The organism is Neisseria maigaei (assembly GCF_958267405.1).
GTDB classification, from domain to species: domain Bacteria; phylum Pseudomonadota; class Gammaproteobacteria; order Burkholderiales; family Neisseriaceae; genus Neisseria; species Neisseria bergeri.
The window spans coordinates 14035-39818 of record NZ_CATQFT010000045.1 but is presented as its reverse complement, the minus strand read 5'-3'; the positions used below and the strand labels follow the sequence as shown (position 1 = coordinate 39818).

The window sequence follows — 25784 nt, the reverse complement described above, 5'->3', positions numbered from 1 at the left end:
TTTCGGTACACCGCCAAGGGGTGCGGGGTAGGTTGGTGGATGCCTGCCGCCCTTGGCGCGGCAGGCGGGTCAATAAGGTTTCAGACGGCATTCGTGTGTTTTTATGCCGTCTGAAACGTAATGTGGGCAATTATACCTGAAAATTTAAACTTTACGATACCAATCAAGCACTTTTTTTACAGTTTCTTCTATGGTTAGGAGGCTCGTATCCAAAAGCAGGGCATCGGGCTGTTGTTTCAGGGGGGCAACCTTGCGGTTTCGGTCTGCCTCGTCTCTGGCTTCGATGTCGGACAGGATGCGCTCGAATGCGAAACCTTCGCAGGGGATGCCGATTTGTTTGGCGCGGCGTTCCGCCCTGATTTTGGACTCTGCCGTCAGGAAGATTTTAAGTTCGGCTTGGGGGAAGACGACCGATCCGGTATCCCGTCCGTCGGCGACCAGTCCTTTTTCGGTCAGGAAATCGCGTTGGCGTTGCAGCAGGGCGGCGCGGACTTTAGGCAACTGTGCGACTGCGGATGCGCCCATGCCGATGGCTTCTGTCCGGATGTCGTCTGAAACGTCTTCGCCACCGAGCAGGATGCGGCTGCCTGAAAATACGGCGGGCAGTTTTTCGGCAAGTGCGGAAACGTTTTCTTCATCGTGCCATTCCACGCCTTGTTTTTGTGCATATAGGGCGGTCAGGCGGTAGAGCGCGCCGGTGTCGAGATAATCGTATCCCAATGCGGCGGCGACGCGGGCGGCGACCGTGCCTTTGCCCGATGCGCCCGGGCCGTCGATGGCGATGACTTTTTGTCTGTTCATAAGGGGGATTCCTGATGGTTTGGGGTATGGGTTTTGCCGTCTGAAGGGTGTGTTTCCCGTTGGGGCGGATTCTACCTGTTTTAAAGGACGATTGTCTAAGCAGACGAAACGCCGCCTGCCCGGAAAGCGTCCGACAGAAGCCGGCAAGCCGGTTCGGATTCCGGCGTTGCGGGTATTGTGGCGGACATCAATGCAATGCCGTCTGAAAGAGGTATGGCCTTCAGACGGCATCGATTGCTGCGGATTAGAACAGGTTGCTGACGAAAATCAGCAGAATCACCAGCGGCACAAGGTATTTCACATAGGCAAACCAAATATTGACCGTCGTATGGTTGCCTTTATAAAGCAATTCGTCCTTCGCTTCGTCCTTCATCACGAAACCGACAAACAGCGCGGAACCGAGAGCGGTCAGCATAAACAAGATGTTGCCGCTGATGTAGTCAAAGGCATCAAAAATATTTTTGCCGAACACGGAAACGTCTTTCCACGGGCCATAGCTCAGAATGGACGGGATGTTGCCGAAAATGAAGATAGCAGCCAGTACAATCGTAATCGCGGCGGTACGGCGGATTTTGGTTTTTTCCTGAATGGTCGTAATCAACACTTCATAAATGGTCAGCGAAGTCGTCAATGCGGCAATCAGAAGCAGCGAGAAGAAAATCACGGCAAACACAGGTCCCGCCCACATATGCGAAAACACAATCGGGAGGCTTTGGAATACCAAAGTCGGGCCGGAATCGGGGGCAACGCCGAAGCTGAAGAGCGACGGGAAAATCATAAAGCCCGCAAGTACGGCGATGATGGTATTGGTAATTGCCGTGATAACTGCCGTTTGAACCAGATTTTCGTTTTTATCCAGATAGCTGGATAAGGTAATCATCACGCCGAAACCCAAGCTCAAGGCGAAAAATACTTGTCCCAAAACGAAGACGAAAAGTTCGGTGGTAATCTTGCTGAAATCAGGTTTCAGATAGAAAGCAACCCCTTCCATCGCGCCCGGAAGGGTAACGTTGCGGACGACCATGGCAATCAGGAATAAAAACAGCAGCGGCATCAGGTATTTCGCCGCTTTTTCAATGCCGCCGATAACGCCTTTGACCAAAATCCATTGGTTCACGGCGACAAAAAGCAGTGTATAAAACGCAATTTCCCAAGGGCTGTTTTCGATGTGTTCGGTAAAAAAGCTTTTCGTTATTTCGCCGCTGACGGGGCTGGAAATATTCAGATTTCCACTAATAATATTAACGATATAGCTGATGACCCAGCCTCCGAGCACCATGTAATAAGCCATGATGCCGAACGCGCCGAGCAGCCCCATCCAGCCGACCAGTTTCCAAATTTTGGCAATGGGTTTGCCGTTCATCGAGCCGCCGAACGCATCCAGCGCGTTCACGCCTTTGCGCCGTCCGATGACGTTTTCCACCAAAATCATCGGGATGCCGATAACCAGCATCGCGATACAGAATAAAAACACATACGCGCCGCCGCCGTTTTCGCCGACCAAATACGGGAAACGCCACGTCGCGCCGAAACCGACAGTCGCGCCGGCAACGGTAAGGATATAAGTCAAACGGCTGGACCAGGTTTGACGGTTGGTATTTGAAGGGGAAGACATATTGAAACCGTGTCCGATTGAGATAAAGCGGAAATTTTACACGTGATTCTTAACAGAAATTGACTGAATGTTTTTCAACTGTCTAGTGATTTTTCCTGAAAAAGGCATATATTTCAGTGAGTATTTCTGATAAGTATAAACTGATAAGGAAGAATCGAAGTTTATGAACAGATTAATTTGTTATTCTTCTGCATCGGTGTACGGAAGTGAAATTTTTTTGATTATATTAACGATAGTATTTTAATGGTGATGGAGGAAAGGGAGTTTGAAATAAAAAAACCATCTATACCGGGAAGTATAGATGGCCAAACACATTACGGGGAAAACGTCTTACTCATAAGCCTGCTTGCACAGGCATTGCTCAGACAGGGGGATTATATCGCAAACCGGCTGTTTTTGAGTTAATTTCGGTTAAATTATTCATTTTAAAGGTATGTATTTGAATATAAGGAAATAATGGATTTTGTTTCAGAATTTGGGGCATCCGATAAATTTCCATTCCCCGGGTTTGAGGTTTCCTGTTTCCAAATGTGCGAATTGCCGGCGGTGAAGGTGCTGCACGCGGTTGCCGGCGGCGGCGATCATGCGTTTGACTTGGTGGTATTTTCCCTCGGTAATGGTCAGCAGCAGGGTGGTCGGGTTTTCCAAAACGGCATCGGCGGCACAAACGGCTTCGTTTTCGTCGTGGAGCAGCACGCCGTTTTTCAAGGTTTCGCAGAGTGTTTCGCCTGTAGGGTGTTTGAGCGTTACTTCGTACAGTTTGGGAATTTTTCTGCTCGGAGAAGTCAGGTTGTGGTTCAGTTTGCCGTCGTTGGTAATCAGCAATACGCCGGTCGTATCCGCATCCAGCCTGCCGACCGCCTGCATATCGATGTTCCGCATATTGTCGGGGAACAGGCTGAATACGCTGCGGTAGTGTTTCGGTTTGTGCGAAGTTTCGTAATCTTCAGGCTTGTTGAGCAGGATATAGAAATAGGGTTCGGGAACGACGGTAACCGCTTCGCCGTCAATGTCCAACGTTTCGACGGATGAGGAATCGATGTCTGCATCGGTGTCGTCCATGCAGGTTCCGTTGATGGAGACGTAGCCGCCCCTAATCAGCCATTGGCACTGCTTGCGGCTTCCTATGCCTTGATATTGCAGGTATTTGATGAGTTTCATGATGGTATGGGAAATGTGGGATGAAAAAGACAGGACTGAGAAAGTCCTGTCATGTGCCGTATCCGAATCAGCTTCCAATCAGTTTGACCCTCTGTCCCGGATTGATGGTGTTCAGGTTGGGATTGAGGCGGCGGATGTCGTCGATATGGATATTGAAGCGCGCGGCGATACTTTTGAAGGTGTCGCCTTTGCGTGCGGTGTAGGATACTTTTTCAATACGGGTTTGGGCGGGGGCTGCCTGCGCTAGGCGGAGTACCTGTCCTTTTTGGATGGTGTTGCCTTTGATGTTGTTGGCGACAATCAGGTCGGCTACGCTGACGTTGTAGCGTTTGGCAATGTTGAACAGGGTGTCGCCTTCTACAACACGGTGGATTCCGGTGCGGGCGGCGGGGTCTGTTCCGCCGTCGGCAGCTTTGGCTACGCGCGTTTCCAGACGTGCCCGGCGTTTGCCGTCGGCGGCAGCGGTATGTTGCGGAGATGCGGAAATTTTATGTTCGACAACTGTGTCAGGCGTGCCGATGACGGCAGAGATGGTTTCTTCAGCCTGTCGGCGCAGGTTGTTTCGGGCAACAAGCTGCATGAGTTCGTCTGCCGCCTGCATGTCGTTTTGGGGGACGATCTGCGCGAGTGTTGCGGTTTGGGTTTCAGACGGCATGGCGGTCTGTTTTTCGGTTTGAGGTTGCGCTGCGGCTGTCGCAAGGGCAGGTTCGGCAATGCGGACAAGGGGATCGGGTTCCGTACGGACGGTTTCCTGCGGCAAAGGTGCGACGGTAATGTCCGCTGTCTGTGCGGCGGCGGGTCGGATTCGGGCAATGCCGACGTTCACCGTGCCTGCCGGCATATTGGAACGGTAGGTGTCGGGCGTATTGTCGATGTCGATGGAAACGACGGATTCCGATGCCGTCTGAAGGGTCTTGCCGTTCTTGGCGACAAGGATGCTGCGTCCTGCGTTGACAAGGTTGCCGTTCAGGTTGTTGAGGCGTTTGATGTCGGCAATGCTCATGCCGGTTGCCGTCGAGATGTCGGACAAGCTGGTTTTGGCGGCAGGCGTATAGACTTCCCATGAAAACAGGCTGTCGGGTGCGGCGTTGAGGTAGTTGCTTTGGAAGGTTTGTACGGACGCGACAGGAAGCAGCAGTTTGCGTTTGCTTTTGGGGATGAACGCGGGGACGTTGAATGCGGGGTTTAGGGCGAGCAGCTCGCTTTGCGTGATGCCGGCAAGCCGGGCGATGGCTTCGTTGTCGAGCGGACGGTCCGGTTCGACTGCCTGAAAATAGGGTTTGTTGTCTATGTCGCTGATATTCATGCCGAAAGATTGGGGGGCGGCAATGATGTTGCGCACGGCGAGCAGCTTGGGAACATAGTTGCGCGTTTCGTTGGGCATACGCAGGTTTTCGTAGGTCGGTTCGAGCCCTTGGGCGCGGGCGCGGTTGATGGCGCGTCCGACGTTGCCTTCACCCCAGTTGTAGGCGGCAAAGGCGAGCGGCCAGTCGCCGAACAGTCCATAGAGGTATTGCAGGTAGTTGAGTGCGGCATCGGTGGCGGCGTAAACGTCGTGCCTGCCGTCGTAAACCGGTGTTTTTTCCAAGCCGTAATGCCTGCCGGTAGCGGGCATAAACTGCCATAATCCCGATGCGCCGACGTGTGATTTGGCTTTGGTAACGAACGCGCTTTCGATGAAGGGAAGCAGGGCGGCTTCGGCAGGCATATTGCGTTTTTTGACTTCGTTGGCAATATGGTACATATAGGGTCGGCTCCGGTTGACGACCCTGTCGAAATAGCTGCGGCTTGCGATGAATTTGCTTTCGTGGCGGCGTACCAGTTCGGGATTGACTTCGCCCATCCGGAAGCCTTGGCGCAGCTCGCCCCACAGGCTGCCGGATTGGAAATATTGTTTTGTCGGAGACAGGTCGAGTATTGAAGAGTTTAAGCGCATAATCGCCAAACCGATTTGGTGTGATGAGGTGTTTTGGGCGTATAGGAAACCCGGACAAACGGACAGACCCGAAGCGGTCAGTACGATGGTTTTGAGTTTGGACATAATCTATATCGGGAGGATAAACATATTTTATCGTCCGATGGTACTGTTTGACTGAAAAAGCGTCAAGTTTTACAGGAACTTTATGCGGATTCGGAAGTGGGCGGCCGATGTGTTTTTTGACAGAAATTCTGTTTGGAATAGAATATCGGTAGGCAATCTGTTTGAAACGGACGCAATATGGATGCATGGTTTGAAGATACGGCGATGGGGCGGTATGTTGCAAAATTGGAACAGGACTTCTTCGGGCGGTATCTGGATTCATACCGTTTTTCGGGAATGTGTGCGGTTCAGGTGGGCGGCAGGTGGCTGATGCCGTCTGAAGATGTTGTCTGTGTGCCGCGAGATATGTCGATGTCGGCGGAGAATATGGCTTTGGCGGATGTTTCTGCGGATATGCTGCTTTTTCCGCATACGCTGGAATGCGGCGCACCTTCGCAAATCTTGTCCGAGGCGCACCGGATATTGAAACCGTCCGGGCGTGTGATGCTGACGGGTTTTAATCCGCATTCGCTTTGGGGATTCAGCCGTTGGTTTGACGGCGAACGCCTGTCGGAAAAACGCTTCTGCCTGACGCTTCGCGGGCTGAAAAGACAGCTTGCCGACACCGGTTTTGATATCGAACTTGGGAAATTTATGGTGTATCTGCCGCCGGTTTCGTCGCCCGGGCAAATACATTTTTGGCAGTTTATGGAAAAGGCGGGCGACCGCTGGTGGCCGCAATGTGCCGCAGTGTACGGCTTGGTTTTGGTCAAAAGGGCGGCGGGCGTAATGCCCCTGCCCGCGTGGGACGGGTATTTGGGCGGCAAAGCCCTTGCGGCGGGTGCGGCAAGGGTTGCGGATTAGGGACAGCCGTCTCTCAGACGGCATCTGTCAGAAAAAATGTCGGGAGGGGTTATGCCGGAATTGCCGGAAGTGGAAACGACGTTGCGCGGCATCGCGCCGCATATTGAAGGGAAAACGGTGGAAGCCGTGATATTGCGCCAATCGAAGCTGCGCTGGCAGGTCAATCCCGATTTGGGGGAGATTTTGTCCGGCCGGCAGGTTTTGTCCTGCGGCAGGAGGGCGAAATACCTGCTTATCCGCTTTCAAACGGGCGTACTGCTGATTCACTTGGGGATGTCGGGCAGTTTGCGGATTTTTACGCCGTCGGACGGACGTATCGGCAGGCCGGACAGGCACGATCACGTCGATATTGTGTTTTCAGACGGCACGGTCATGCGTTACCGCGATCCGAGAAAGTTCGGCGCGATACTTTGGTATGAGGGAATCGAAGAACATCATCCGCTGTTGGAAAAACTGGGGCCGGAGCCTTTGTCGGAGGCATTTTGCACGGATTATCTGTATGCGGGGCTGAAGGCGCAGAAACGCGCGGTCAAACTTGCCCTGATGGACAATGCCGTCGTGGTCGGCGTGGGCAATATTTATGCCAACGAGAGCCTGTTTAGGGCGGGCATTTCGCCCCGCCGTCCTGCCAACCGCCTGAAAAAGAAAGAGTTCGCGCTTTTGGTTGAAACCGTCAAAGCGGTGTTGCGGCGCGCCATTGAAACGGGCGGCAGCACCTTGAGGGATTTTGTGGACAGCGACGGCAAAAGCGGCTACTTCCAACAGGAATATACGGTGTATGGGCGGCACAATCAGCCGTGCCCCCGGTGCGGCGGCTTGATTGTGAAAGAAACTTTGGGGCAGCGCGGCACGTTTTATTGCCCGAACTGTCAGAAATAGGGCGGAACACGGTTTCAGACGGCATTTTATCGGTATGCCGTCCGAACGTTTCAACAACAAACACCGATTATCGGGAAAGAATTGCTCATGTCTTCAAATAAAGCTTCATTTTTTACACGTTTGCGTCGCTTGTGCCGCTTGACGGTCTGGCTGTTCAAAACCGGCAAAAACCTGCGCGGTATTGACGGCGGCTGTCCAGAGTCGCGCAATCGGGCGGTAATCGAATTGGGCAGGGGGGCTTTGTCGGCTTTGGATATCGGATTGGAGGTGGGCAGGCCCGCACCCGAACATCCGAACGGTGTCTTGGTTGCCGCCAACCACGTGTCTTGGCTGGATATTTTCGCGATGAGTGCGGTTTATCCGAGCAGCTTTATCGCCAAGCAGGAAATCAAAAGCTGGCCGGTATTGGGCAAGATGGGGCAGAATGCGGGAACGGTGTTCATCAACCGCAATTCGCGGCGCGACATCGAACCGATTAACCGCGCCGTCTGCGAAACCTTGCAACACGGTCAAAACGTCAGTTTTTTCCCTGAGGCGCGGACTTCTTCGGGCTTGGGGCTTCTGCCGTTTAAAGCCGCGCTGTTCCAATCTGCCATCGACGCGGGGGCAAAGGTTTTGGCGGTCGCGCTGCGTTATTATGACGAAACGGGAAAAAGGACGGCCCGTCCGTCGTATGCCGATGTCGGTTTGCCGACCTGCCTGTGGCGCATCGTGTCCATGAAAAAACTGACCATCAAAGTCGATTTCGTTTGCGTGGCGGACGCGGCGGAAAGCGAAGACCGTTATACTTTAAAGGATAAAATCGAAGAAAGCATCCGTGCCGTTGTCGCCGGCGATGCGGATGTTGCCGTCTGAAACCGGTTGCCGGAATGTGGCAGTATGATTCGCTTTTGCGGATGTATAGTGGATTAAATTTAAACCAGTACAGCGTTGCCTCGCCTTAGCTCAAAGAGAACGATTCTCTAAGGTGCTGAAGCACCAAGTGAATCGGTTCCGTACTATTTGTATTGTCTGCGGCTTCGTCGCCTTGTCCTGATTTTTGTTAATCCACTATATTAAGGCTGCGGCAACGGGAGCACCTCAAACGAAATGGCGTAAGGATAGTTTGTTGTATCTATGGAAAATGCCGTCTGAACCTGTGTTCAGACGGCATATTTTATATGGGATTAACGGCGGAACCTGCCGCCGTCGAAATCATCGAAAGCCTCATAAGCCGCCCGGCATTGGGTTTTCTGTTCCTTATAAGGCAGGGAGCGGAATGCTTTGCGCGCCTTTTTGTTTTCGCGCAATTCCTGCACGTTGCCTTGCGATCGGTACCACGCGGCACGGCGTTCCAAATATTTCCTGCATTCGGGGTGCAGCATCTGCTTGTTTGCCTTGCGGATATGTTTAGTATGTCGGTGGGCGGATTCTGACGTACCGGCAGCGGCAGTTGTCGATACCAGTCCCAATATTGCAGACAACAGTATGGCAAGCATCTTTTTGACAGACATGACGATCCTTTCAGTTTGTAATTCTTTCCAGTATAGGATGGAAGGATGGAACGGGCAAATTGTCGGCAGTTTCAGACTCATTCAGCCGACAAAACTTGCCGATTGATATGCAGATTCAAATAACACATTAATCTCAATAATAAATTCCAATCGGTAAGAAAATGGAATTTTTCGGCGGCGGCGCGGCAAAATCATACTTTGCAAAATTTAACAATTTGCAGGGGCAGAAAACCGGAAGCTTTCCTTTTTCGTCGGAAAATCCTTATTTCATCGCCTTGTAGCCGGAGCCGGTCAAAAGGCAAAAAATTTACCCGTTTTTTATCGGTAAAGAATTATCAGATAAAACAAATATTATAGGAAAAATACGACAGGCGAGTTTTATCGCGCATTGCCTGAAACTGAAAAATACAACCGTTGTCAAGACTGGAGAAAATGCCAAAAATCCACTATATTGTCTGCCTTAATTTATTTGAAAAGACCGTGTCTTGAATATCAAGAGTGGAAGAGGAAGCGATGAATACACCGACTGATTTGAAAGTAACCAAACGAGACGGAAGATTGGAAGCCATTGATTTGGATAAGATTCACCGTGTCGTTACTTGGGCGGCGGAAGGATTGGAAAATGTTTCCGTGTCGCAGGTCGAGTTGAAATCGCACATCCAGTTCTACAACGGTATCCGCACCGACGACATCCACGAAACCATCATCAAAGCCGCTGCCGATTTAATTTCGGAAGATACCCCGGACTACCAATACCTTGCAGCACGTTTGGCGATTTTCCATCTGCGTAAAATAGCCTACGGCGAATACGAGCCGCCGCACCTTTACGACCACGTTAAAAAACTTACCGATGCCGGAAAATACGACAGGCATATCCTTGAGGATTACAGCCGCGAAGAATTTGACGAACTGAACGCCTATATCGACCACGAACGCGATATGTCCTTTTCCTATGCCGCCGTCAAACAGCTCGAAGGCAAATATCTGGTACAGAACCGCGTTACCCGCCAGATTTACGAAACGCCGCAGTTCTTATATGTTTTGGTGGCGATGTGCCTTTTCAGCAAATACCCGAAAGAGGCACGCTTGGGTTACGTCAAACGTTTTTACGATGCCGTTTCCACATTTAAAGTATCGCTGCCCACGCCGATTATGAGCGGCGTGCGTACGCCTACGCGCCAGTTCTCAAGCTGTGTGCTGATTGAATGCGACGACAGCCTGGATTCCATCAACGCCACTACCAGCGCGATTGTGAAATACGTTTCCCAACGCGCGGGTATCGGCATCAATGCCGGACGTATCCGCGGTTTGGACAGCGAAATACGGGGCGGCGAAGCCCGGCATACCGGCTGCATTCCGTTTTTCAAAATGTTTCAGGCGGCGGTCAAATCCTGTTCGCAAGGCGGCGTGCGCGGCGGCGCGGCAACCTTGTTCTACCCCTTGTGGCACATCGAAGCCGAAAGCCTGCTGGTGTTGAAAAACAATCGCGGTGTGGAAGACAACCGTATCCGTCAATTGGACTACGGCGTGCAAATCAACCGCCTGCTCTATACCCGCCTGATTAAGGGCGGCAATATTACGCTGTTTTCGCCCAACGAGGTTCCGGGGTTGTACGAAGCGTTTTTTGCCGACCAAGACGAATTTGAGCGGCTCTATACGAAATACGAGCAAGACCCGAACATCCGCAAGCGTATCATTCCGGCTGCCGACCTGTTTTCCACGCTGATGCAGGAGCGTGCCGGAACCGGGCGCATCTACATCCAAAACGTCGATCACTGCAATACGCACAGCCCGTTCGATCCGCGCGTCGCCCCCGTGCACCAGTCCAACCTGTGTATGGAAATCGCGCTGCCGACCAAACCTCTGGACAACATCAACGACCCTGACGGCGAAATCGCCCTGTGTACCCTGTCCGCCTTCAACTTGGGCGCATTGAACAGCTTGGACGAATTGGAAGGGCTTGCCGATTTGACCGTGCGCGCACTCGATGCACTTTTAGATTATCAGGGTTATCCGGTAGAGGCCGCGCGTACCTCCACTATGGGTCGCCGTTCGCTCGGTATCGGCGTGATCAACTATGCATATTATTTGGCGAAAAACGGCGTCCGCTACAGCGACGGCTCCGCGCTCGGCCTGACCCACCGTACCTTTGAAGCCATGCAGTATTACCTGCTCAAAGCATCGGTAAACCTTGCCAAAGAATACGGCGCGTGTCTGCTCTTCAACCAAACCGTTTATTCTCAAGGTAAACTACCTATTGACACCTACAAAAAAGACTTGGATGCCGTGTGTAACGAGCCTTTGCACTACGACTGGGAAAGCCTGCGTGCCGACATTGTCAAATACGGCCTGCGTAACTCTACTCTAACCGCACTCATGCCGTCTGAAACCAGTTCGCAAATCGCCAACGCCACCAACGGCATCGAGCCGCCGCGCGGATTGGTAACGGTCAAAGCATCGAAAGACGGCATTTTGAAACAAGTCGTGCCGGAGTTTGAAACCCTGAAGAATGCCTACGAAACCCTGTGGCAGCTTCCCGGCAACGAAGGCTACCTGAAACTTGTCGGCGTGATGCAAAAATTCGTTGATCAGGCAATTTCCGCCAATACCGCCTACGACCCGGGCAAATTTGAGGGCAACAAAGTTTCCATGAAACAAATGCTCAAAGACCTGCTGACCGCCTACAAATACGGTGTCAAAACCCTGTACTACCACAACACCCGCGACGGCGCGGACGATACGCAGGCTGATATTCAGGATGACGGTTGTGCCGGTGGGGCTTGTAAGATTTAACCGCCGTGTAGGCTGGGTTTTAACCCAGCCCCTTAGTTCGAATATTCGTATCCGACACCCGATAATTTGCAGGTAGCCTTTCAGACGGTCTCACAGGCCACCTGAAAAAGATCGTCTGAAAACGCAGCTAAAACCCATTTCAAAGACAAATTTGATAATTCCAGTGATGAAAAATAAATTAACATATAATTCCGAAATAGAAATTAAATTGTTTCATAATTTAACAAATATTTGGATCTATTATATTAAGTGATTATATTTCAATTAAACATAATAGAATAAATATATGGAATAATTTTTGATAAGAGGTAACTAATGAGTGATAGAATAAAAACAATATTATATGTAATTGTTTTTCTCTTTTCTTTTAACAGCGCCTCTAATAATTCATTAGGAAAAATTTATGATAATTTACGCGAGAATATACTTTATGAAGATAACCCACCACAAGATGTTATTGAAGCAGCTAAGAAAAGTTTAGATAAAATTTGCCAAGAATATAATTTCTATAACAATATAGGTACACATGTTGATTTTGCTGATTGCCATATCTTATCTATAAAATATTTAAAAAAATCAAAAATTAGTTATTGTATTGATATGGATTTATATGTTAATTACTCAAGATCTGGTAAATCAAATTCAAGTGGTGGTTATGACATAAGTTATAGTTATGATAGATATGATAGTTATAGTTTGAGTGGTCCTCGCCATAGGGCATTCAATTTGGTAAATGATAATAATGTATGGAAAATTGAATATGAATATTCTACAGGATACCTTAAAAAATGTATACAGTAATATTTTTATATTAATTTTCTGATTTTTAACCCACACTATAAAAATACCATAAAGGCATCTGAAAACCGTTCCAGCCCAAAACCAAACAAACCAAAATAGAGAGGTTCAACTGTGTCCTGTGAACACCTAGTCATGTCATACAGTACTTTCCCCAAAACCAAAAACGATGCGCTGAAAGAGCCGATGTTTTTTGGTCAGCCGGTGAATGTTGCCCGTTATGACCAGCAGAAATACGAGGTATTTGAAAAACTGATTGAAAAACAACTGTCGTTTTTTTGGCGGCCGGAAGAAATCGACGTGTCGCGCGACCGTATCGACTACGCGAACCTGCCCGAACACGAAAAACATATTTTCATCAGCAATCTGAAATACCAAACACTGCTCGATTCCATCCAAGGGCGCAGTCCGAATGTTGCCTTGCTGCCTTTGGTTTCGATTCCCGAGCTGGAAACGTGGATTGAAACGTGGAGCTTCAGCGAAACCATCCATTCGCGCAGCTATACCCACATCATCCGCAATATTGTGAATGACCCGTCGGTCGTGTTTGATGATATTGTCGAAAACGAATATATTACCGCCCGCGCCGAAGACATTGCCTGCTATTACGATGACTTAATCGAATACACCCAGTATTACAACCTGTTGGGCGAAGGGGTGCACAATGTCGGCGGCAAACCCGTTACCGTGTCTTTGCGCGGGTTGAAGAAAAAACTCTATCTCTGCCTGATGTGCGTCAACGTGTTGGAAGCCATCCGTTTCTACGTTTCATTTGCCTGCTCGTTTGCTTTTGCCGAGCGCGAGTTGATGGAAGGCAACGCCAAAATCATCAAACTGATTGCCCGCGACGAAGCCCTGCACCTGACCGGCACGCAGCATATGCTTAATCTGATGCGTTCGGGTGTCGATGATCCTGAAATGGCGGAGATTGCCGCCGAGTTGCAGGACGAATGTTTCCGACTCTTCAAAAAGGCGGCGGAACAGGAAAAAGAATGGGCGGCATATTTGTTTAAAGACGGTTCGATGATTGGTTTAAACAAAGAAATCTTATCCCAATACGTCGAATATATTACCAATCTGCGTATGCAGGCGGTGGGTTTGCCGGCCGGATTTGAAGGCGCAAATCAAAACCCGATTCCGTGGATTAATGCGTGGCTGTCATCCGACAACGTACAGGTCGCGCCGCAGGAAGTGGAAATATCTTCTTACTTGATCGGTCAGATTGATTCTGAAGTGAATACGGATGATTTGGGCGATTTTGAGTTGTAAACGTTTTTTTGAAAAAAATGCCGTCTGAAGCCGGATGTTTCAGACGGCATTTGTATGTTGTATGATGGGAAAAACAGCGGGTAGGATCGGTTATTGTTCCTTTTATAGTGGATTAAATTTAAATCAGGACAAGGCGACGAAGCCGCAGACAGTACAGATAGTACGGCAAGGCGAGGCAACGCCGTACTGGTTTAAATTTAATCCACTATATTTTTGATTGGTTGGAAATGGCGCACATTGGTACGAATAAGGGTCTTTTTGAGCTCTTGGAGGGTGAGACCTTGTTGGAAGGCTTGGAACGGACGGGGCATATGGTGGAATATCAGTGCCGAAGCGGATATTGCGGATCGTGCCGGGTAAAGATTTTGGAGGGAAGCGTTACTTATCGGGAGCCGCCTTTGGCTTTTTTGGGGCGGGACGAGATACTGCCGTGCTGCTGTTACGTCGAGGGGGATGTCAGGCTGGATTGCGGTTTGGCGGGGGAGGATGAGGCGCTGTCTGACAGTTTGCTGAAATAAAAGCCGTCCGAACATTGGTTCGGACGGCTTTTTGACGGTATTACCGGTTATGCCTGATGAGTCGGTAAAAGGTTTCGCCGTCTTGGATATAACCCAGTTCTACCCGGGCGATTTCCGAAATGGCTTCTTGACCGTTTTCCAAATCATAGACTTCGGCGGCAAGGGAATGATTGCGTAGGGCGAGCGTCTGGTTTTTTTCTTCTTGAACGGCAATCTGTTCTCTCAGACTGCTGTTGCGTCCGATGCTGCCTTTGCTGAACCACAGGCTGTATTGGCAACAGACAAGTGCGAAGGATAAAACGACAGTTACCCACTTCATACCTTAACCTTTTCTTATTTGCCCAGTTGGTAGAATGCGGCTTTGCCAGGGTAGTAGGCGGCTTCCGCCAATTCTTCCTCGATACGCAGCAGTTGGTTGTATTTTGCCATGCGGTCGGAACGGCTCAAAGATCCGGTTTTGATCTGCATACAGTTGGTGGCGACTGCCAAGTCGGCAATGGTGCTGTCTTCGGTTTCGCCGGAGCGGTGGCTCATTACGCTGGCGTAGCGGTTGCGTTTTGCCAAATCGACGGCTTTCAGGGTTTCGCTCAAAGTACCGATTTGGTTGACTTTGACCAATAGTGCGTTTGCCACGCCTTTTTCGATGCCTTCGGCAAGGATTTTCGGATTGGTTACGAACAAGTCGTCGCCGACCAATTGAACTTTTTTGCCCAATTTTTCGGTCAGCAGTTTCCAGCCTTCCCAGTCGTTTTCATCCATCCCGTCTTCGATGGAGATAATCGGGAATTCGTTAACCAAGCCTTCCAAGTATTCGGCAAATTCCGCGTTGGTGTAGGAGCGGCCTTCGGCTTCCAAGTGGTATTTGCTGTCTTTGTAGAACTCGCTGGATGCGCAGTCCAGGGCGAACAATACGTCCTCGCCTGCTTTGTAGCCTGCGGCTTCGGTCGCTTCAACCATCAGTTGCAGGGCTTCTTTGTGGCTGTTCAGGTTGGGGGCGAAACCGCCTTCGTCGCCGACTGTAGTCGGGAAGCCTTTGCTGTCGCACAGTTTTTTTAGAGCGTGGAAGATTTCCGCACCGCAGCGCAACGCTTCGCGGAAGGATTTTGCGCCGACGGGCATAATCATAAACTCTTGGATGTTCAGGCTGTTGTTGGCGTGTTCGCCGCCGTTGATGACGTTCATCATCGGTACGGGCAGGGACATCGGGCCTGCGCCGCCCAAGTAGCGGTAAAGCGGCAGGCCTGAGTCTTCGGCAGCGGCGCGTGCAACCGCCATAGAGACCGCCAAAGTCGCATTCGCACCCAAATTGCCTTTGTTTTCAGTACCGTCCAATTCAATCATAATTTGATCGATATAAGATTGCTCGTTGGCATCGATACCGATGAGGGCTTGGGCGATTTGGTTGTTGACGTGTTCGACCGCCTTCAATACGCCCTTGCCGGAATAGCGGGATTTGTCGCCGTCGCGCAGTTCCAAAGCTTCTTTTTGACCGGTGGATGCGCCGCTCGGTACGGCTGCGCGTCCCATTACGCCGGATTCGAGCAATACATCACACTCGACTGTGGGGTTGCCGCGTGAGTCCAAAATTTCGCGGGCGAAAATATCAACAATTGCGCTCATGAATGTTCTCCAAGTGAAGTGAAGGGAGGTAAAAAATGGGAGGGCTTCAGACGGCCTTTTTGCCGGAAAGCCGCCAACTTAAAACTGCTGAAAGTAGGGCGGCTGCCATGAAAATCATGCTGGAAATGCCGTGCCACATTCCGAAAGATCCGCCTACAACCGACAACAGCCAATTTTCATGCCCGTATTTCAACGCCTCGATAACGGGGGTAACCAAAAATTGGTTGGCGGCAAGGGCGGACAATAAAAAAAGCAGCAGGGCGGTTTGCCGCCGGGTTAGGGCGGCAAAGGCGGCAGCCAGTACTGCGCCCCAAACGGCAAGCCCGCTCCAAGAGAGGATGTCGAACAATACGCCGGCAATTTCGCCCGCCTGCATTTTTGGCAGCATTTTGAACAGCACCGGCGCGGCGATATAACCCGTCATAATCTGCATACCGAGCCACAAGGTTGCGGCATACAGGCTGATTTTTCGGAAAGTCTGCATCATAAGGCGAAACCGTGTTATTCGATTGTTAAAATCGGTTGTGATTTGATTAAATTGTCCAATGCTTTGATGCGGATTAAAAAATCTTCTAAAAGGTGTAGCGGCAGCGCGCTGGGGCCGTCGCATTTTGCCAGTTTCGGATCGGGGTGCGATTCGAGGAACAGGCCGGCAAGGCGGGTTGCCATGCCTGCAAGTGCCAAATCCAAAGCCTGTGCGCGACGGCCGCCGGATGCGGCAGAACCGGCATCGCGGGTTTGCAGGGAATGGGTAACGTCGAAAATAACCGGCAGGTTGCCGCAGGTTTGTTTCATCACGCCGAAACCGAGCATATCGACAACGAGGTTGTCGTAGCCGAAGCTGCTGCCGCGTTCGCATAAAATCAGTTTCCCGTTGCCGGCTTCGCGGAATTTTTCCACAATGTTTTTCATTTGAGAGGGGCTGAGGAACTGGGGTTTTTTGATGTTGACGACGTTGTCGGTTTTTGCCATGGCAACTACTAAATCGGTCTGCCGCGCAAGGAATGCGGGAAGCTGGATGACATCGCACACTTCGGCAACGGGTTGGCACTGATAGGGTTCGTGTACGTCGGTAATGACGGGGATGCCGAATTCTGCTTTGACTTTTTCGAAAATCTTTAAGCCTTCTTCCAAGCCTACGCCGCGATAAGAATGGATGGAGGAGCGGTTTGCCTTGTCGAAAGAGGCTTTAAAGATATAGGGAATGCCCAGTTTTCGGGTTACTTCGACATAATGCGCGCAGGTTTGGAGGGTGGAATCCAAGCCTTCCAAAACGTTGATGCCGCCGAATAGGACGAAGGGCAAGTTGTTGCCGAGGGTGATGTCGTTGATTTTAATATCCATAATCGATGTCCGTTGCGGGATTACAGTACGGTGTGCGGCGGCTCATAGGAGATGATGTCGCGGATTTTGTTGTTTCCGTCCACCAGGACGACTTTGGGTTCGTGTACGGCGATTTCCGGTTCGGAAAGTTGGATATAAGACATAATGATGACGATGTCGCCTTTCTGTACCAGCCTTGCCGCCGCCCCGTTCAGGCAGACCACGCCGCTGCCGCGTTTGCCTGAAATGGTATAGGTTTCAAAACGTTCGCCGTTGTTGTTGTTGACGATGGCGACTTTTTCGTTGGGATAGATGCCTGCCGCGTCCAACAGGTCTTGATCGACGGTAATGCTGCCGACGTAGTTCAAATCGGCTTCGGTTACGGTGGCGCGGTGGATTTTTCCGCCAAGCATAGTACGGAACATGTATTTCCTTTTGGTTTGTGTGCGGTCTGACGGACAGGATGCCGTCTGAAAATCTGAATGCCGTATTATAGTGGAGTTTCCTTCAAATTCATAATGGCAAGGCTTCGGGCAGGGAAGCTGTTTTCAGACGGCATTTTATTTTTGCCGATTGGCAATCCGGCTCAACTCTCCCAATCGATTGAGAAAATGCTGCCGTCCAAATGCAGTTTGACGGCAAGGATTCCGTCGCTTTCCATATTGGCGGGCATATAATCCATAACGGCAAAAGCCGGACTTTCTGCCCATAGGCTGATATAGGTCAACTGCATTGTGCGGACAAACTTTGCCGCATCGCGGCTTGTTTGGGTATCTTCGGTGTGAAAGTCGATATAGCGGCTGTCCCGTTTCAAATATTCCGTCAGTGCGGCGCGTGCAGCGTCGTCGGCTTTTTCCAATTCGGACAGGAAGGCGGCAAATGCATCCAATGTTTCGGTTGGCAGGCGGTTTTCATTTTCTGCCCACAGGGATACCTCGACAAGATTGCCTTTGACGGTCAGCTCGTCTTCCCAGAGGACATCTTCTTCTCCGTCAAAACCTTCGGTGGACAGTTGTCGGAAATAGGGGTGAAAAATCGACATGATTGTTCCTTTTGGTGAGGATTGGGGGATTGTATGCCGTCTGAACGGTGTTCTTCAGACGGCATCGTTACATCAATTTCCTTTGGGCAGGCGTTTGCTTTGCAGGATTTTTAGCACGCTTTTGACGGTATTGATCCTGACTTCGATGTTTTCCATTTCCGCTGCAAACCTCAATTTGTCTGCCCCTGCCAGCCGGTATTTTTTATCCGTCTGAATCAGCAGGATAATCTCCGTCGGGTCGATACAGTGGTGTTTGCCGAAGGTAACGGTTACGGCTTCGCCTGTAGCATCGATGGCATCGATGCCCAGTTCTTTTGCAGCAAGCCGTAAGTGGTGGCTTTCGATGAGGGTTTTGACGGCTTGTTCGGGCAGACCGAAGCGGTCGACGAGTTCTTCGTGTATGGCGTTGATTTGCTGCACGGTTTCGCAGACAGCGAGGCGTTTGTAGAGGACGAGCCGTTCGTGGATGTCGGGGCAGTAGCTTTCGGGCAGCAGGGCGGGGCTGTGCAGTTTGATTTCGGTGGTGATGCCCAGCGGTGCGTCGAGGTCGGGCTGGCGGCCTTTTTTGAGGTCGCGCACGGCTTGTTTGAGCATTTCGGTGTAGAGCGTGAAGCCGACCTGTATCATTTCACCGGATTGTCCTTCGCCGAGGATTTCTCCTGCGCCGCGGATTTCCAAATCCTGCATGGCGAGGGTGAAACCTGCGCCGAGTTCGTCTGCCGCCGCGATGGCGTCGAGGCGTTTTTCTGCGTCTTTGGTGATGTATTCGGGCGTGAGCAGGTAGGCATAGGCTTGGTGGTGGCTGCGGCCGACGCGCCCGCGAAGTTGGTGCAGCTGCGCCAGCCCGAATTTGTCGGCACGGTTGATGATGATGGTATTGGCGTTGGGGATGTCGATGCCGGTTTCGATGATGGTGGAACAGAGCAAGACGTTGAATCTTTGCTGCAAAAAGTCGCGCATGACTTGTTCCAACTCGCGCTCGCGCAGTTGTCCGTGCGCCACGCCGATGCGGGCTTCGGGCAGCAGGGTTTCCAGCCGCTCACGCATGTTTTCGATGGTATCCACTTCATTGTGCAGGAAAAACACTTGTCCGCCGCGTTTGAGTTCGCGCAACACGGCTTCGCGCACGCTGCCTTCGCTGAAGGGTTTGACAAAGGTTTTGACCGCGAGGCGGCGGCTGGGCGCGGTGGTAATCAGCGAAAAGTCGCGCAGGCCTTCGAGCGCCATGCTGAGGGTGCGCGGAATCGGCGTGGCGGTCATGGTAAGGATGTCGACATTGGCACGCAGGCGTTTGAGCTGCTCTTTCTGGCGCACGCCGAAGCGGTGTTCTTCATCGATAATCACTAAGCCTAAATTTTTGAATTTTATATCGTTCTGTACCAGTTTGTGCGTGCCGATAACGATGTCGACCGTGCCGTCCGCCATGCCTTCCAGCGCGGCTTTGGTGGCTTTGCTGTTGTTGAAACGCGAAAGGCTGGCGACTTTCACGGGGAAATCGGCGAAGCGGTCGGCGAAATTTTGCGCGTGCTGCTCGACCAGAAGCGTGGTCGGGGCGAGTACGGCAACCTGTTTGCCGCCCATCACCGCTACAAACGCGGCGCGCAGGGCGACTTCGGTTTTGCCGAAACCGACATCGCCGCACACAAGGCGGTCCATCGGCTTCGCCTGCGTCAGGTCTTTAATCACCGCGGCGATAGCGGCGGCCTGGTCTTCGGTTTCTTCGTAGCCGAAGCCGTCGGCAAACGCCTGATAGTCCAACTCGTTGATTTCAAACTTGTGTCCCGATTGGGCGGCGCGCTGGGCGTAGAGGTTGAGCAACTCGGCGGCGGTATCGCGCGCTTTTTCGGCGGCCTTGCGCTTCGCCTTGTTCCATGCGCCGCTGCCGAGCTTGTGCAGGGCGACATTTTCATGCGCCTGCCCGGAGTAGCGGCTGATCAAATGCAGTTGAGAAACAGGCACATAAAGCTGCGCTTCGCCCGCGTATTCGAGCAACATCATTTCGTTGGTTTCGCCGCCCAAGTCCATCGTTACCAAGCCCATATACCGCCCGATGCCGTGTTCTTCGTGTACGACGGGGTCGCCGATGTTGATTTCGGCAAGGTCGCGTAACAGGCCGTCTGAAACGGCGGCGTGTTTCTTGCGATGATGTTTGCGCGAACGGGCAACGTATTGGTAGAGGTCAGATTCGGTGATGACCGCGATGTTTTGATCTTCTAATTTAAACCCGTATGCCAATGGCGCGACTGTAATCATCAGCGGCTCGTGCGCTGATAAAAAGCCCTGCCAGTCGGACACAGGTTTGGCTTTCAAACCGTTTTGCTGCAAGAAGCCGAGCATGGTTTCGCGCCGTCCCAAGCTTTCGGCGCACAGCAAAATCCGCCCGTCAAACGCCGTCTGAAAATCCTTCAATGCCTGCAAAGGTTCGTCGGATTGGCGGTTGACGGCAAGGTCGGGCAGGGTGTGTTCCTTGCTGGAAACATCGGGCAGCACTTGTCCGTAGTTTTTCAGACGACCTGCGAACACATCGGCAGAGAGATACAAATGCTGTGGAAGCAAAGGCGGATAGGTTTCGTCGCCCTGCGCCATGGCGTAACGCGATTTGACATCGCCCCAAAAGCGGTTTGCCTCGGCGTGAACGTCGCCCAAAGCGACAAACAGCGCATCCTCGCCGATATAGTCAAACAGCGTTTCCAACTCGTTTTCAAAAAACAGCGGCAGATAATATTCCACGCCCGCGCCGAAGTGGCCGTTGCTGACGGCTTTGTACACGGCGGCATCGTTCGGATTGCCATCGACTTCCTCGCGGAAGCGGCTGCGGAAGATTTTTTGCGCCTTGCTGTCGGTGGGGAACTCGTGCGCCGGCAGCAGGCGGATTTCGGAAACGGGGGAAATGGTGCGCTGCGTTTCGGTGTCAAAAGTTTTGATGCTGTCGATTTCATCGTCAAACAAATCGATGCGGTAGGGCATTTCGCTGCCCATCGGGAACAAATCGACAATGCCGCCGCGCACGGCAAATTCGCCCGCCGCGACAACATGGGAAACATGGTTATAACCTGCATCTGTCAAATCACTTTTCAGACGGCCTATATCCAAAGTCTGCCCTGTTTTCAGCCAAAACGTGCGCCCCGCCAAAAACGGCACGGGCGGCAGCTTCTGCATCGCCGTGGCAACCGGCACAAACAACACATCCGCCGCGCCGCTTTTAATTTGCCACAACGCCGACAGCCGTTCCGACACCAAATCCTGATGCGGCGAAAAACGCTCGTAAGGCAGCGTTTCCCAGTCCGGCAGGAACACCGCCGTGTCGTGCGGGCGGAAAAACCGCCACGCCGTCTGAAGGCGCAACGCCTGTTCCGCATCTTGGGTCAGCACGACTTTGAGCTGCTTATGCGGCAGATAACGCGCCAAAGCCAGCGGCAGCGAGCCTTGAGACAGATTGAGCCAACGGGATTTTTCACGGGGTTTGGGGATGGGGTAGGTCATGGCGTAGGGATAATGGCTTGCGGCAGCCGGAAAAAATTTCGAGCCGCTTCAGGGTTAGTCAGGCTGTATAGATGGAATTTTAACAGATTAAGAACAGGATACTTGCCTGGTTTTTTAAACGGCTTTTGTATCTCAAAGAAAACTTGATTTTATGGGAAAAAAGGATGTGTAAAACGCTACCTTTGCTACCGGATAGTAAGTTTCAGCTTTTCAAATGGCAAGGCAAAGTGAGGTTAAGAAACGAAAATATAAAATATGTCGGCATTATTAGTATCAAGGGGGAAGATAATCTTTATCTCAACTCCTTATATATTACGCCTCATCGGAAGGAGTGCTTTGGGTTGAAGCCTTGCCACTTATGGCAATAGAATCTAATCGGATGTGAAAGTGCCCCCCCCATTCAGGACGGCACACAGGGCGACGCTTTTATGTGCCGTCCTGTTTGTTGAAACATGTTTTATCAAATAAGATTTATTTATTTCTGTAGAAATTAAAAATCAGGGTGTAGCGGCAACCGGCATAAATTTTGCTAACGGCGTGATGAGATTCCCTTGATATTTCAAATGCGAACATACTTCGATGCTCCGGTAAAATTATATTAGCTATATCCTGTGGATCTTCGCTGTTAAAAATCATTAAGTATCCGCCATTATCAGCAGGCCAGCCGTGGTTTAGTTGAATAAGCAGGCGATGCGATTCAGTTTCAAAATCAGCTTCTTCAATGTAATCATTGTGAATTTTGATGATTTGATTGTCTAATAAGCGATGGGCAACTATCTCGACAGTATCCTTTAATTGACATGAAAATAAATTCTCCATTAAATTCTTTAATCTTTGCTTTGTTTCATCGCTAATCAAGAATTGTAGGTTTTTTGGTACATTCTGTATATCAAGTAAAAATTCGTACTGGCTGTAGAAATCTGTAATAGTTAAATGCCAAGGGGCAATTTTCAACCATTCTAAAATATCTTTTGCTTGTTGCTCATCTAAAAGATTTTTAGAAAAAGCATGAGGAAAAGGTATTTTATTGCATTGAATATTATTTGTATTTATCTTCATAGATATTTTTCTAATGTGTTTGATATGGTTTCAATGATATATATGTGGTCTTGGCAGAATACGGATGGATTATCAAATCCGTTTTTATCACTCCAACGATATAGGGGCATCCCACCGCCACAGATTGACAAATAGCGACAATTTTTACATTTTTTTGATGTTGGATTTTGAAGTTCCAAGTAATCCTTAAATTCATCAGATTGGATTAGTTCTATTAAATTATTCTTGGATACATTCCACGAACACTCGAATCTGTCTGCCCGATTCTTTGTGCTTTTTAGGGTATCGTTCTTGGTAATATCTCCATTTGTGTCAATAATCAAAATGCCTGAAGTTTCAGTTCCTGTTCCCTCTTTCGAACTAAACCCTCCAATCAGCAGTTTAATGTAGTTGTCAAAAAATGCTATAGGGATAGGATTGGGGTCATAGAAATATAAATTCCATAAAGATTCTAACCATTTTCCATATTCTAATGATTCAAAACTTGATTTCCCAAAGGGATACCGGTCATGATTGCCGTCTCTCATTAAGAAATTAACACTTGGAATATTTAATTTTTTAAAAAAATTATAAACCTCTTTAGGGTTGCTTAAAGGGTTAATAACAGCCAAGCAACCAGTAAAAACTTGATTTGAAAATGGATGATTTTTTATTAGGCGAAGACTATCCATAATGCGGTAAAATGAACCACGTCCTAAATGATCCAGCCTCATTTCATCATTGATGTTTTGCGGACCATCCAAGCTGATAGAAATAGTTACGTTATATGTATAACAAAGTGTAATCAATTCTTCTGTAAGAAGAAGCCCATTAGTTTGAATTGAAACAGTAGTGTATTCAGGCAATCTATGCCGCAATTTTTTCAATAAATATTCAAGTCGATGTTTTGGCAATAAAAAAGGTTCGCCGCCATGAAGAACAATCGCAAAACTTTTTCCTTGAAAAGAGTATAAATTAAACAAAGATTCCTCAATATCATCAATAACTTTTTCACTAAGCAGTTTGGGATTGTCTTTCCAACCGTCATCACCTAAATGGTACACATAACAGTAGGTGCAATTTAGATTACACCTACTGGCGACCTTCAATAAAACAGTATCAATCATAACTTAATATTACTGACCACGGTTATGGCGGTTGTGCGTGCGGTCATATTTGAGCATCATCGCTGTTTTCTGCTCATTCTCAACTTCTTTAATTAATCGAGAAAGTAATGGGTGGTTAATCGGCATTTTTGGGTTAATTAAGTGATTTTTATTCAGCATTTAAGCCTCCATCATAATGGTTGGGAAGATTTAATAAAGCAGTACGGTTGCCATTATATATATATAATGTAAACAATTAGTTTTTATTAAAAATCAATATGTTATTTTTAATATTTTATAATTAAATTTGGAAACGGCTGCAGCTGCTGCGTTGTGAGTTATTCAAGCTGTCCGATAATCATTGTTGCCTAGGTAAGTTTGTGGTATAAAGTTTAGAAAATTAACTCTAAACTGTGGCAGGCGGTTTGACCGGCCGCCGATTAATGGGAACCGACAGAGGAAGCCGATGATACACACCGAACCGAGCGCGCAGCCGTCAACTATGGACACGGCTGCTTTTTTAAAGCACATCGAATCCGCATTCTGCCGCATTTTTTCAGACGGCATTAACCTCATGCAATACCTGCCTGAAGACAAATGGCTTGCCTTGAAGCAGGCGGGTTTGCTGTTGCCCTTCCTCGACAAAAAACACGGCGGCCGCAAGGGCAGCCAGTTTGAAATCCAAGAAGTCTTGAGGATTGCGGGGCATTACGGCGTGCCCGTTACGCTGCGTACCGGCATCGAAGGCGCGCTGGTGTTGCAGCCTCTGCAAGAGTTCGGCGGCGAAGCGCAAGTCGCGCAAGGTTTGGAGATGATTTTCAAAGGCGAGGGCGGCGGTTTGGGCATTACCGAACCCGAAACCTCTGGCGCGGCGATTGCCCGCGAAATGCAGTCCTACTACGAATATACCGACGATAAAACCATTTACGTCAACGCCGCGAAATACTGGCAGGGCAACTCGCAAAGCGACTTCCTCCTCGTTGCCGCCAAAGAGCGCAAAAACGGCAAACTCGCCAAAGTCATCGACCTGCTGCTCGTCCCCAAAACATATATCCGCTGCGAAACCCTCGCATCCGAAGGCCTGCGCGCCGTCCGTTACGCCGTCAACCGCATCGATGCCGAAATGCCTGCAACTGCCGTGATGAAACTCTCTCAGGGCGACGCCGCCGGTTTGCGCGCGTTCCAAAACATCTTTATCCGCAGCCGCCTGCAACTGATCGGCATGACGCACGGCATTATGGAATACATCCTTGAAAACCTGAACCGATACGTCCGCCACGACATCAGATTCGTCGATTACGAACGTCGCGAAATCCAACGCCGCCATCAGGTTTCCGAGATTCTTTACCGCTACGTCTGCCATTCCGTTTCGCCCGTCGCGCCTGTCGCCCATCAGCTGATGGAGGCGAACATCATCAAAACCCTCGCCACGGAATACACTTACGCCGCCGCGCAAATGTTGCAAAAACTCTTGGGTGCGAAGGGTTTTGAACGCGGACACACCGCCGGCAATATCGCTATCGACATCCGCCCCTTCACGATTTTTGAAGGCCCGAACGATATGCTTTATGCCGAAATTTACGACCAGTTCGTCCGCGCCACCGCCGAAGAAAAAGAAGCGGGCATCAGGTTGGACAAAAACCAAACCCTGCTCGACCGCCTGCAAACCGATGCCCGCTTTGCCGCCGTCGCCCGTGATTACACCTTACCCGAAGACATCCGCAGCTTCCTGCAGGAACACACCCTGACCGATGCCTGCGCCCTGCAAAAAGTCTTCATCGGCAAAATTATCGCCCGACTTTTCGCCTTCGTACAGGCGGAACACGAAGACACCGCAGCCTTCTTGTCAAACGACATCCGCAAAGACATCTTAGACTGCCGATATTGCGGATAGCGGGCAAATACGGAGCAGGCAATGCCGTCTGAAGGGGGAACGTGCCTTCAGACGGCATTTCTGGCGG

The 25784-nt window shown here is 50.2% G+C and carries 23 protein-coding genes and 1 pseudogene; 9 read left to right on the top strand and 15 right to left on the bottom strand.

Going from position 1 to position 25784, the window contains the following annotated elements:
* Positions 1-144: 144 nt before the first annotated feature.
* From cmk to Q3O06_RS08585, 4 genes are all read right to left on the bottom strand, one after another.
* Positions 145-801: a (d)CMP kinase gene (cmk, locus tag Q3O06_RS08600; protein WP_301818438.1), complete on the bottom strand. Its 657-nt coding sequence runs from the start codon at positions 799-801 to the stop codon at positions 145-147.
* Positions 802-1045: 244 nt separating this feature from the next.
* Positions 1046-2416 carry a sodium-dependent transporter gene (locus tag Q3O06_RS08595; protein WP_301818437.1) on the bottom strand — a complete coding sequence of 457 codons (1371 nt, stop codon included), beginning with the start codon at positions 2414-2416 and terminating at the stop codon, positions 1046-1048.
* A 468-nt stretch (positions 2417-2884) separates the two neighbouring features.
* The gene (locus Q3O06_RS08590; RefSeq protein ID WP_118792344.1) at positions 2885-3577 is read right to left on the bottom strand and encodes a 16S rRNA pseudouridine(516) synthase; all 693 of its coding nucleotides are present in this window, start codon (positions 3575-3577) and stop codon (positions 2885-2887) included.
* A gap of 67 nt (positions 3578-3644) precedes the next feature.
* Positions 3645-5618, bottom strand: a complete 1974-nt coding sequence (locus tag Q3O06_RS08585; protein ID WP_301818436.1) for a lytic transglycosylase — start codon at positions 5616-5618, stop codon at positions 3645-3647.
* Positions 5619-5795: 177 nt separating this feature from the next.
* On the opposite strand from Q3O06_RS08585, the gene Q3O06_RS08580 reads away from it, so the two are divergent.
* The 3 genes from Q3O06_RS08580 (at position 5796) to Q3O06_RS08570 (ending at position 8195) form a co-directional block, all read left to right on the top strand.
* Positions 5796-6461 carry a class I SAM-dependent methyltransferase gene (locus Q3O06_RS08580; RefSeq protein WP_301818435.1) on the top strand — a complete coding sequence of 222 codons (666 nt, stop codon included), beginning with the start codon at positions 5796-5798 and terminating at the stop codon, positions 6459-6461.
* Between the two features lie 51 nt (positions 6462-6512).
* Positions 6513-7340 carry a DNA-formamidopyrimidine glycosylase gene (gene mutM / locus Q3O06_RS08575; RefSeq protein ID WP_301818434.1) on the top strand — a complete coding sequence of 276 codons (828 nt, stop codon included), beginning with the start codon at positions 6513-6515 and terminating at the stop codon, positions 7338-7340.
* 87 nt (positions 7341-7427) lie between these two features.
* Positions 7428-8195 (top strand): 1-acyl-sn-glycerol-3-phosphate acyltransferase, encoded by a 768-nt coding sequence (locus Q3O06_RS08570; RefSeq protein ID WP_301818433.1) that lies wholly within the window; start codon positions 7428-7430, stop codon positions 8193-8195.
* 311 nt (positions 8196-8506) lie between these two features.
* Here Q3O06_RS08570 and Q3O06_RS08565 read toward each other — a convergent pair whose 3' ends face one another.
* Positions 8507-8818: a stress response protein gene (locus tag Q3O06_RS08565; protein WP_301818465.1), complete on the bottom strand. Its 312-nt coding sequence runs from the start codon at positions 8816-8818 to the stop codon at positions 8507-8509.
* A 528-nt stretch (positions 8819-9346) separates the two neighbouring features.
* Between Q3O06_RS08565 and nrdA the strand changes: the two genes are divergently transcribed.
* The 5 genes and pseudogenes from nrdA to yfaE all read left to right on the top strand — a co-directional run bounded on the left by nrdA (position 9347) and on the right by yfaE (position 14211).
* Positions 9347-11626 (top strand): class 1a ribonucleoside-diphosphate reductase subunit alpha, encoded by a 2280-nt coding sequence (gene nrdA, locus Q3O06_RS08560; RefSeq protein WP_301818432.1) that lies wholly within the window; start codon positions 9347-9349, stop codon positions 11624-11626.
* A gap of 315 nt (positions 11627-11941) precedes the next feature.
* Positions 11942-12427: a hypothetical protein gene (locus tag Q3O06_RS08555; RefSeq protein ID WP_301818431.1), complete on the top strand. Its 486-nt coding sequence runs from the start codon at positions 11942-11944 to the stop codon at positions 12425-12427.
* 132 nt (positions 12428-12559) lie between these two features.
* Entirely contained in the window at positions 12560-13693 is a 1134-nt protein-coding gene (gene nrdB / locus Q3O06_RS08550) for a class Ia ribonucleoside-diphosphate reductase subunit beta (RefSeq protein ID WP_118818960.1), read from the top strand.
* Between the two features lie 103 nt (positions 13694-13796).
* Positions 13797-13904, top strand: a pseudogene (locus Q3O06_RS08545) (IS5/IS1182 family transposase); the annotation flags it as partial.
* 16 nt (positions 13905-13920) lie between these two features.
* Positions 13921-14211, top strand: coding sequence for a class I ribonucleotide reductase maintenance protein YfaE (yfaE, locus tag Q3O06_RS08540; RefSeq protein ID WP_301818430.1), 291 nt, complete (start codon positions 13921-13923; stop codon positions 14209-14211).
* A 40-nt stretch (positions 14212-14251) separates the two neighbouring features.
* Here yfaE and ftsB read toward each other — a convergent pair whose 3' ends face one another.
* The 10 genes from ftsB to yhhA form a co-directional block, all read right to left on the bottom strand.
* Positions 14252-14530, bottom strand: coding sequence for a cell division protein FtsB (gene ftsB, locus Q3O06_RS08535; RefSeq protein WP_107818950.1), 279 nt, complete (start codon positions 14528-14530; stop codon positions 14252-14254).
* A gap of 14 nt (positions 14531-14544) precedes the next feature.
* Positions 14545-15831, bottom strand: a complete 1287-nt coding sequence (eno, locus tag Q3O06_RS08530; protein WP_301818429.1) for a phosphopyruvate hydratase — start codon at positions 15829-15831, stop codon at positions 14545-14547.
* Between the two features lie 46 nt (positions 15832-15877).
* Positions 15878-16318 carry a DUF4149 domain-containing protein gene (locus tag Q3O06_RS08525; RefSeq protein ID WP_301818428.1) on the bottom strand — a complete coding sequence of 147 codons (441 nt, stop codon included), beginning with the start codon at positions 16316-16318 and terminating at the stop codon, positions 15878-15880.
* A 14-nt stretch (positions 16319-16332) separates the two neighbouring features.
* A complete protein-coding gene (gene kdsA / locus Q3O06_RS08520; RefSeq protein ID WP_301818427.1) occupies positions 16333-17175 on the bottom strand; it encodes a 3-deoxy-8-phosphooctulonate synthase in 843 nt (280 codons plus the stop codon).
* A 20-nt stretch (positions 17176-17195) separates the two neighbouring features.
* Positions 17196-17579, bottom strand: coding sequence for an aspartate 1-decarboxylase (gene panD, locus Q3O06_RS08515; RefSeq protein ID WP_301818426.1), 384 nt, complete (start codon positions 17577-17579; stop codon positions 17196-17198).
* 161 nt (positions 17580-17740) lie between these two features.
* Positions 17741-18196: a DUF2004 domain-containing protein gene (locus tag Q3O06_RS08510; protein WP_301818425.1), complete on the bottom strand. Its 456-nt coding sequence runs from the start codon at positions 18194-18196 to the stop codon at positions 17741-17743.
* A gap of 72 nt (positions 18197-18268) precedes the next feature.
* Positions 18269-21679 carry a transcription-repair coupling factor gene (mfd, locus tag Q3O06_RS08505; RefSeq protein ID WP_301818424.1) on the bottom strand — a complete coding sequence of 1137 codons (3411 nt, stop codon included), beginning with the start codon at positions 21677-21679 and terminating at the stop codon, positions 18269-18271.
* A gap of 471 nt (positions 21680-22150) precedes the next feature.
* Positions 22151-22738, bottom strand: coding sequence for a cyclophane-containing peptide 2OG-Fe(II) oxygenase YhhC (gene yhhC / locus Q3O06_RS08500; RefSeq protein ID WP_301818423.1), 588 nt, complete (start codon positions 22736-22738; stop codon positions 22151-22153).
* Positions 22735-23844, bottom strand: coding sequence for a cyclophane-forming radical SAM/SPASM peptide maturase YhhB (gene yhhB / locus Q3O06_RS08495; RefSeq protein WP_301818422.1), 1110 nt, complete (start codon positions 23842-23844; stop codon positions 22735-22737). Before yhhB ends, yhhC begins: the two co-directional genes overlap by 4 nt.
* A 9-nt stretch (positions 23845-23853) precedes the next feature.
* On the bottom strand, positions 23854-24003 hold the full coding sequence (yhhA, locus tag Q3O06_RS08490; RefSeq protein ID WP_167435377.1) for a YhhA family cyclophane-containing RiPP: 150 nt from the start codon (positions 24001-24003) through the stop codon (positions 23854-23856).
* 286 nt (positions 24004-24289) lie between these two features.
* Here yhhA and Q3O06_RS08485 point away from each other — a divergent pair, with 286 nt between their 5' ends.
* Positions 24290-25717 (top strand): acyl-CoA dehydrogenase family protein, encoded by a 1428-nt coding sequence (locus Q3O06_RS08485; protein ID WP_301818421.1) that lies wholly within the window; start codon positions 24290-24292, stop codon positions 25715-25717.
* Positions 25718-25784 lie beyond the last annotated feature (67 nt).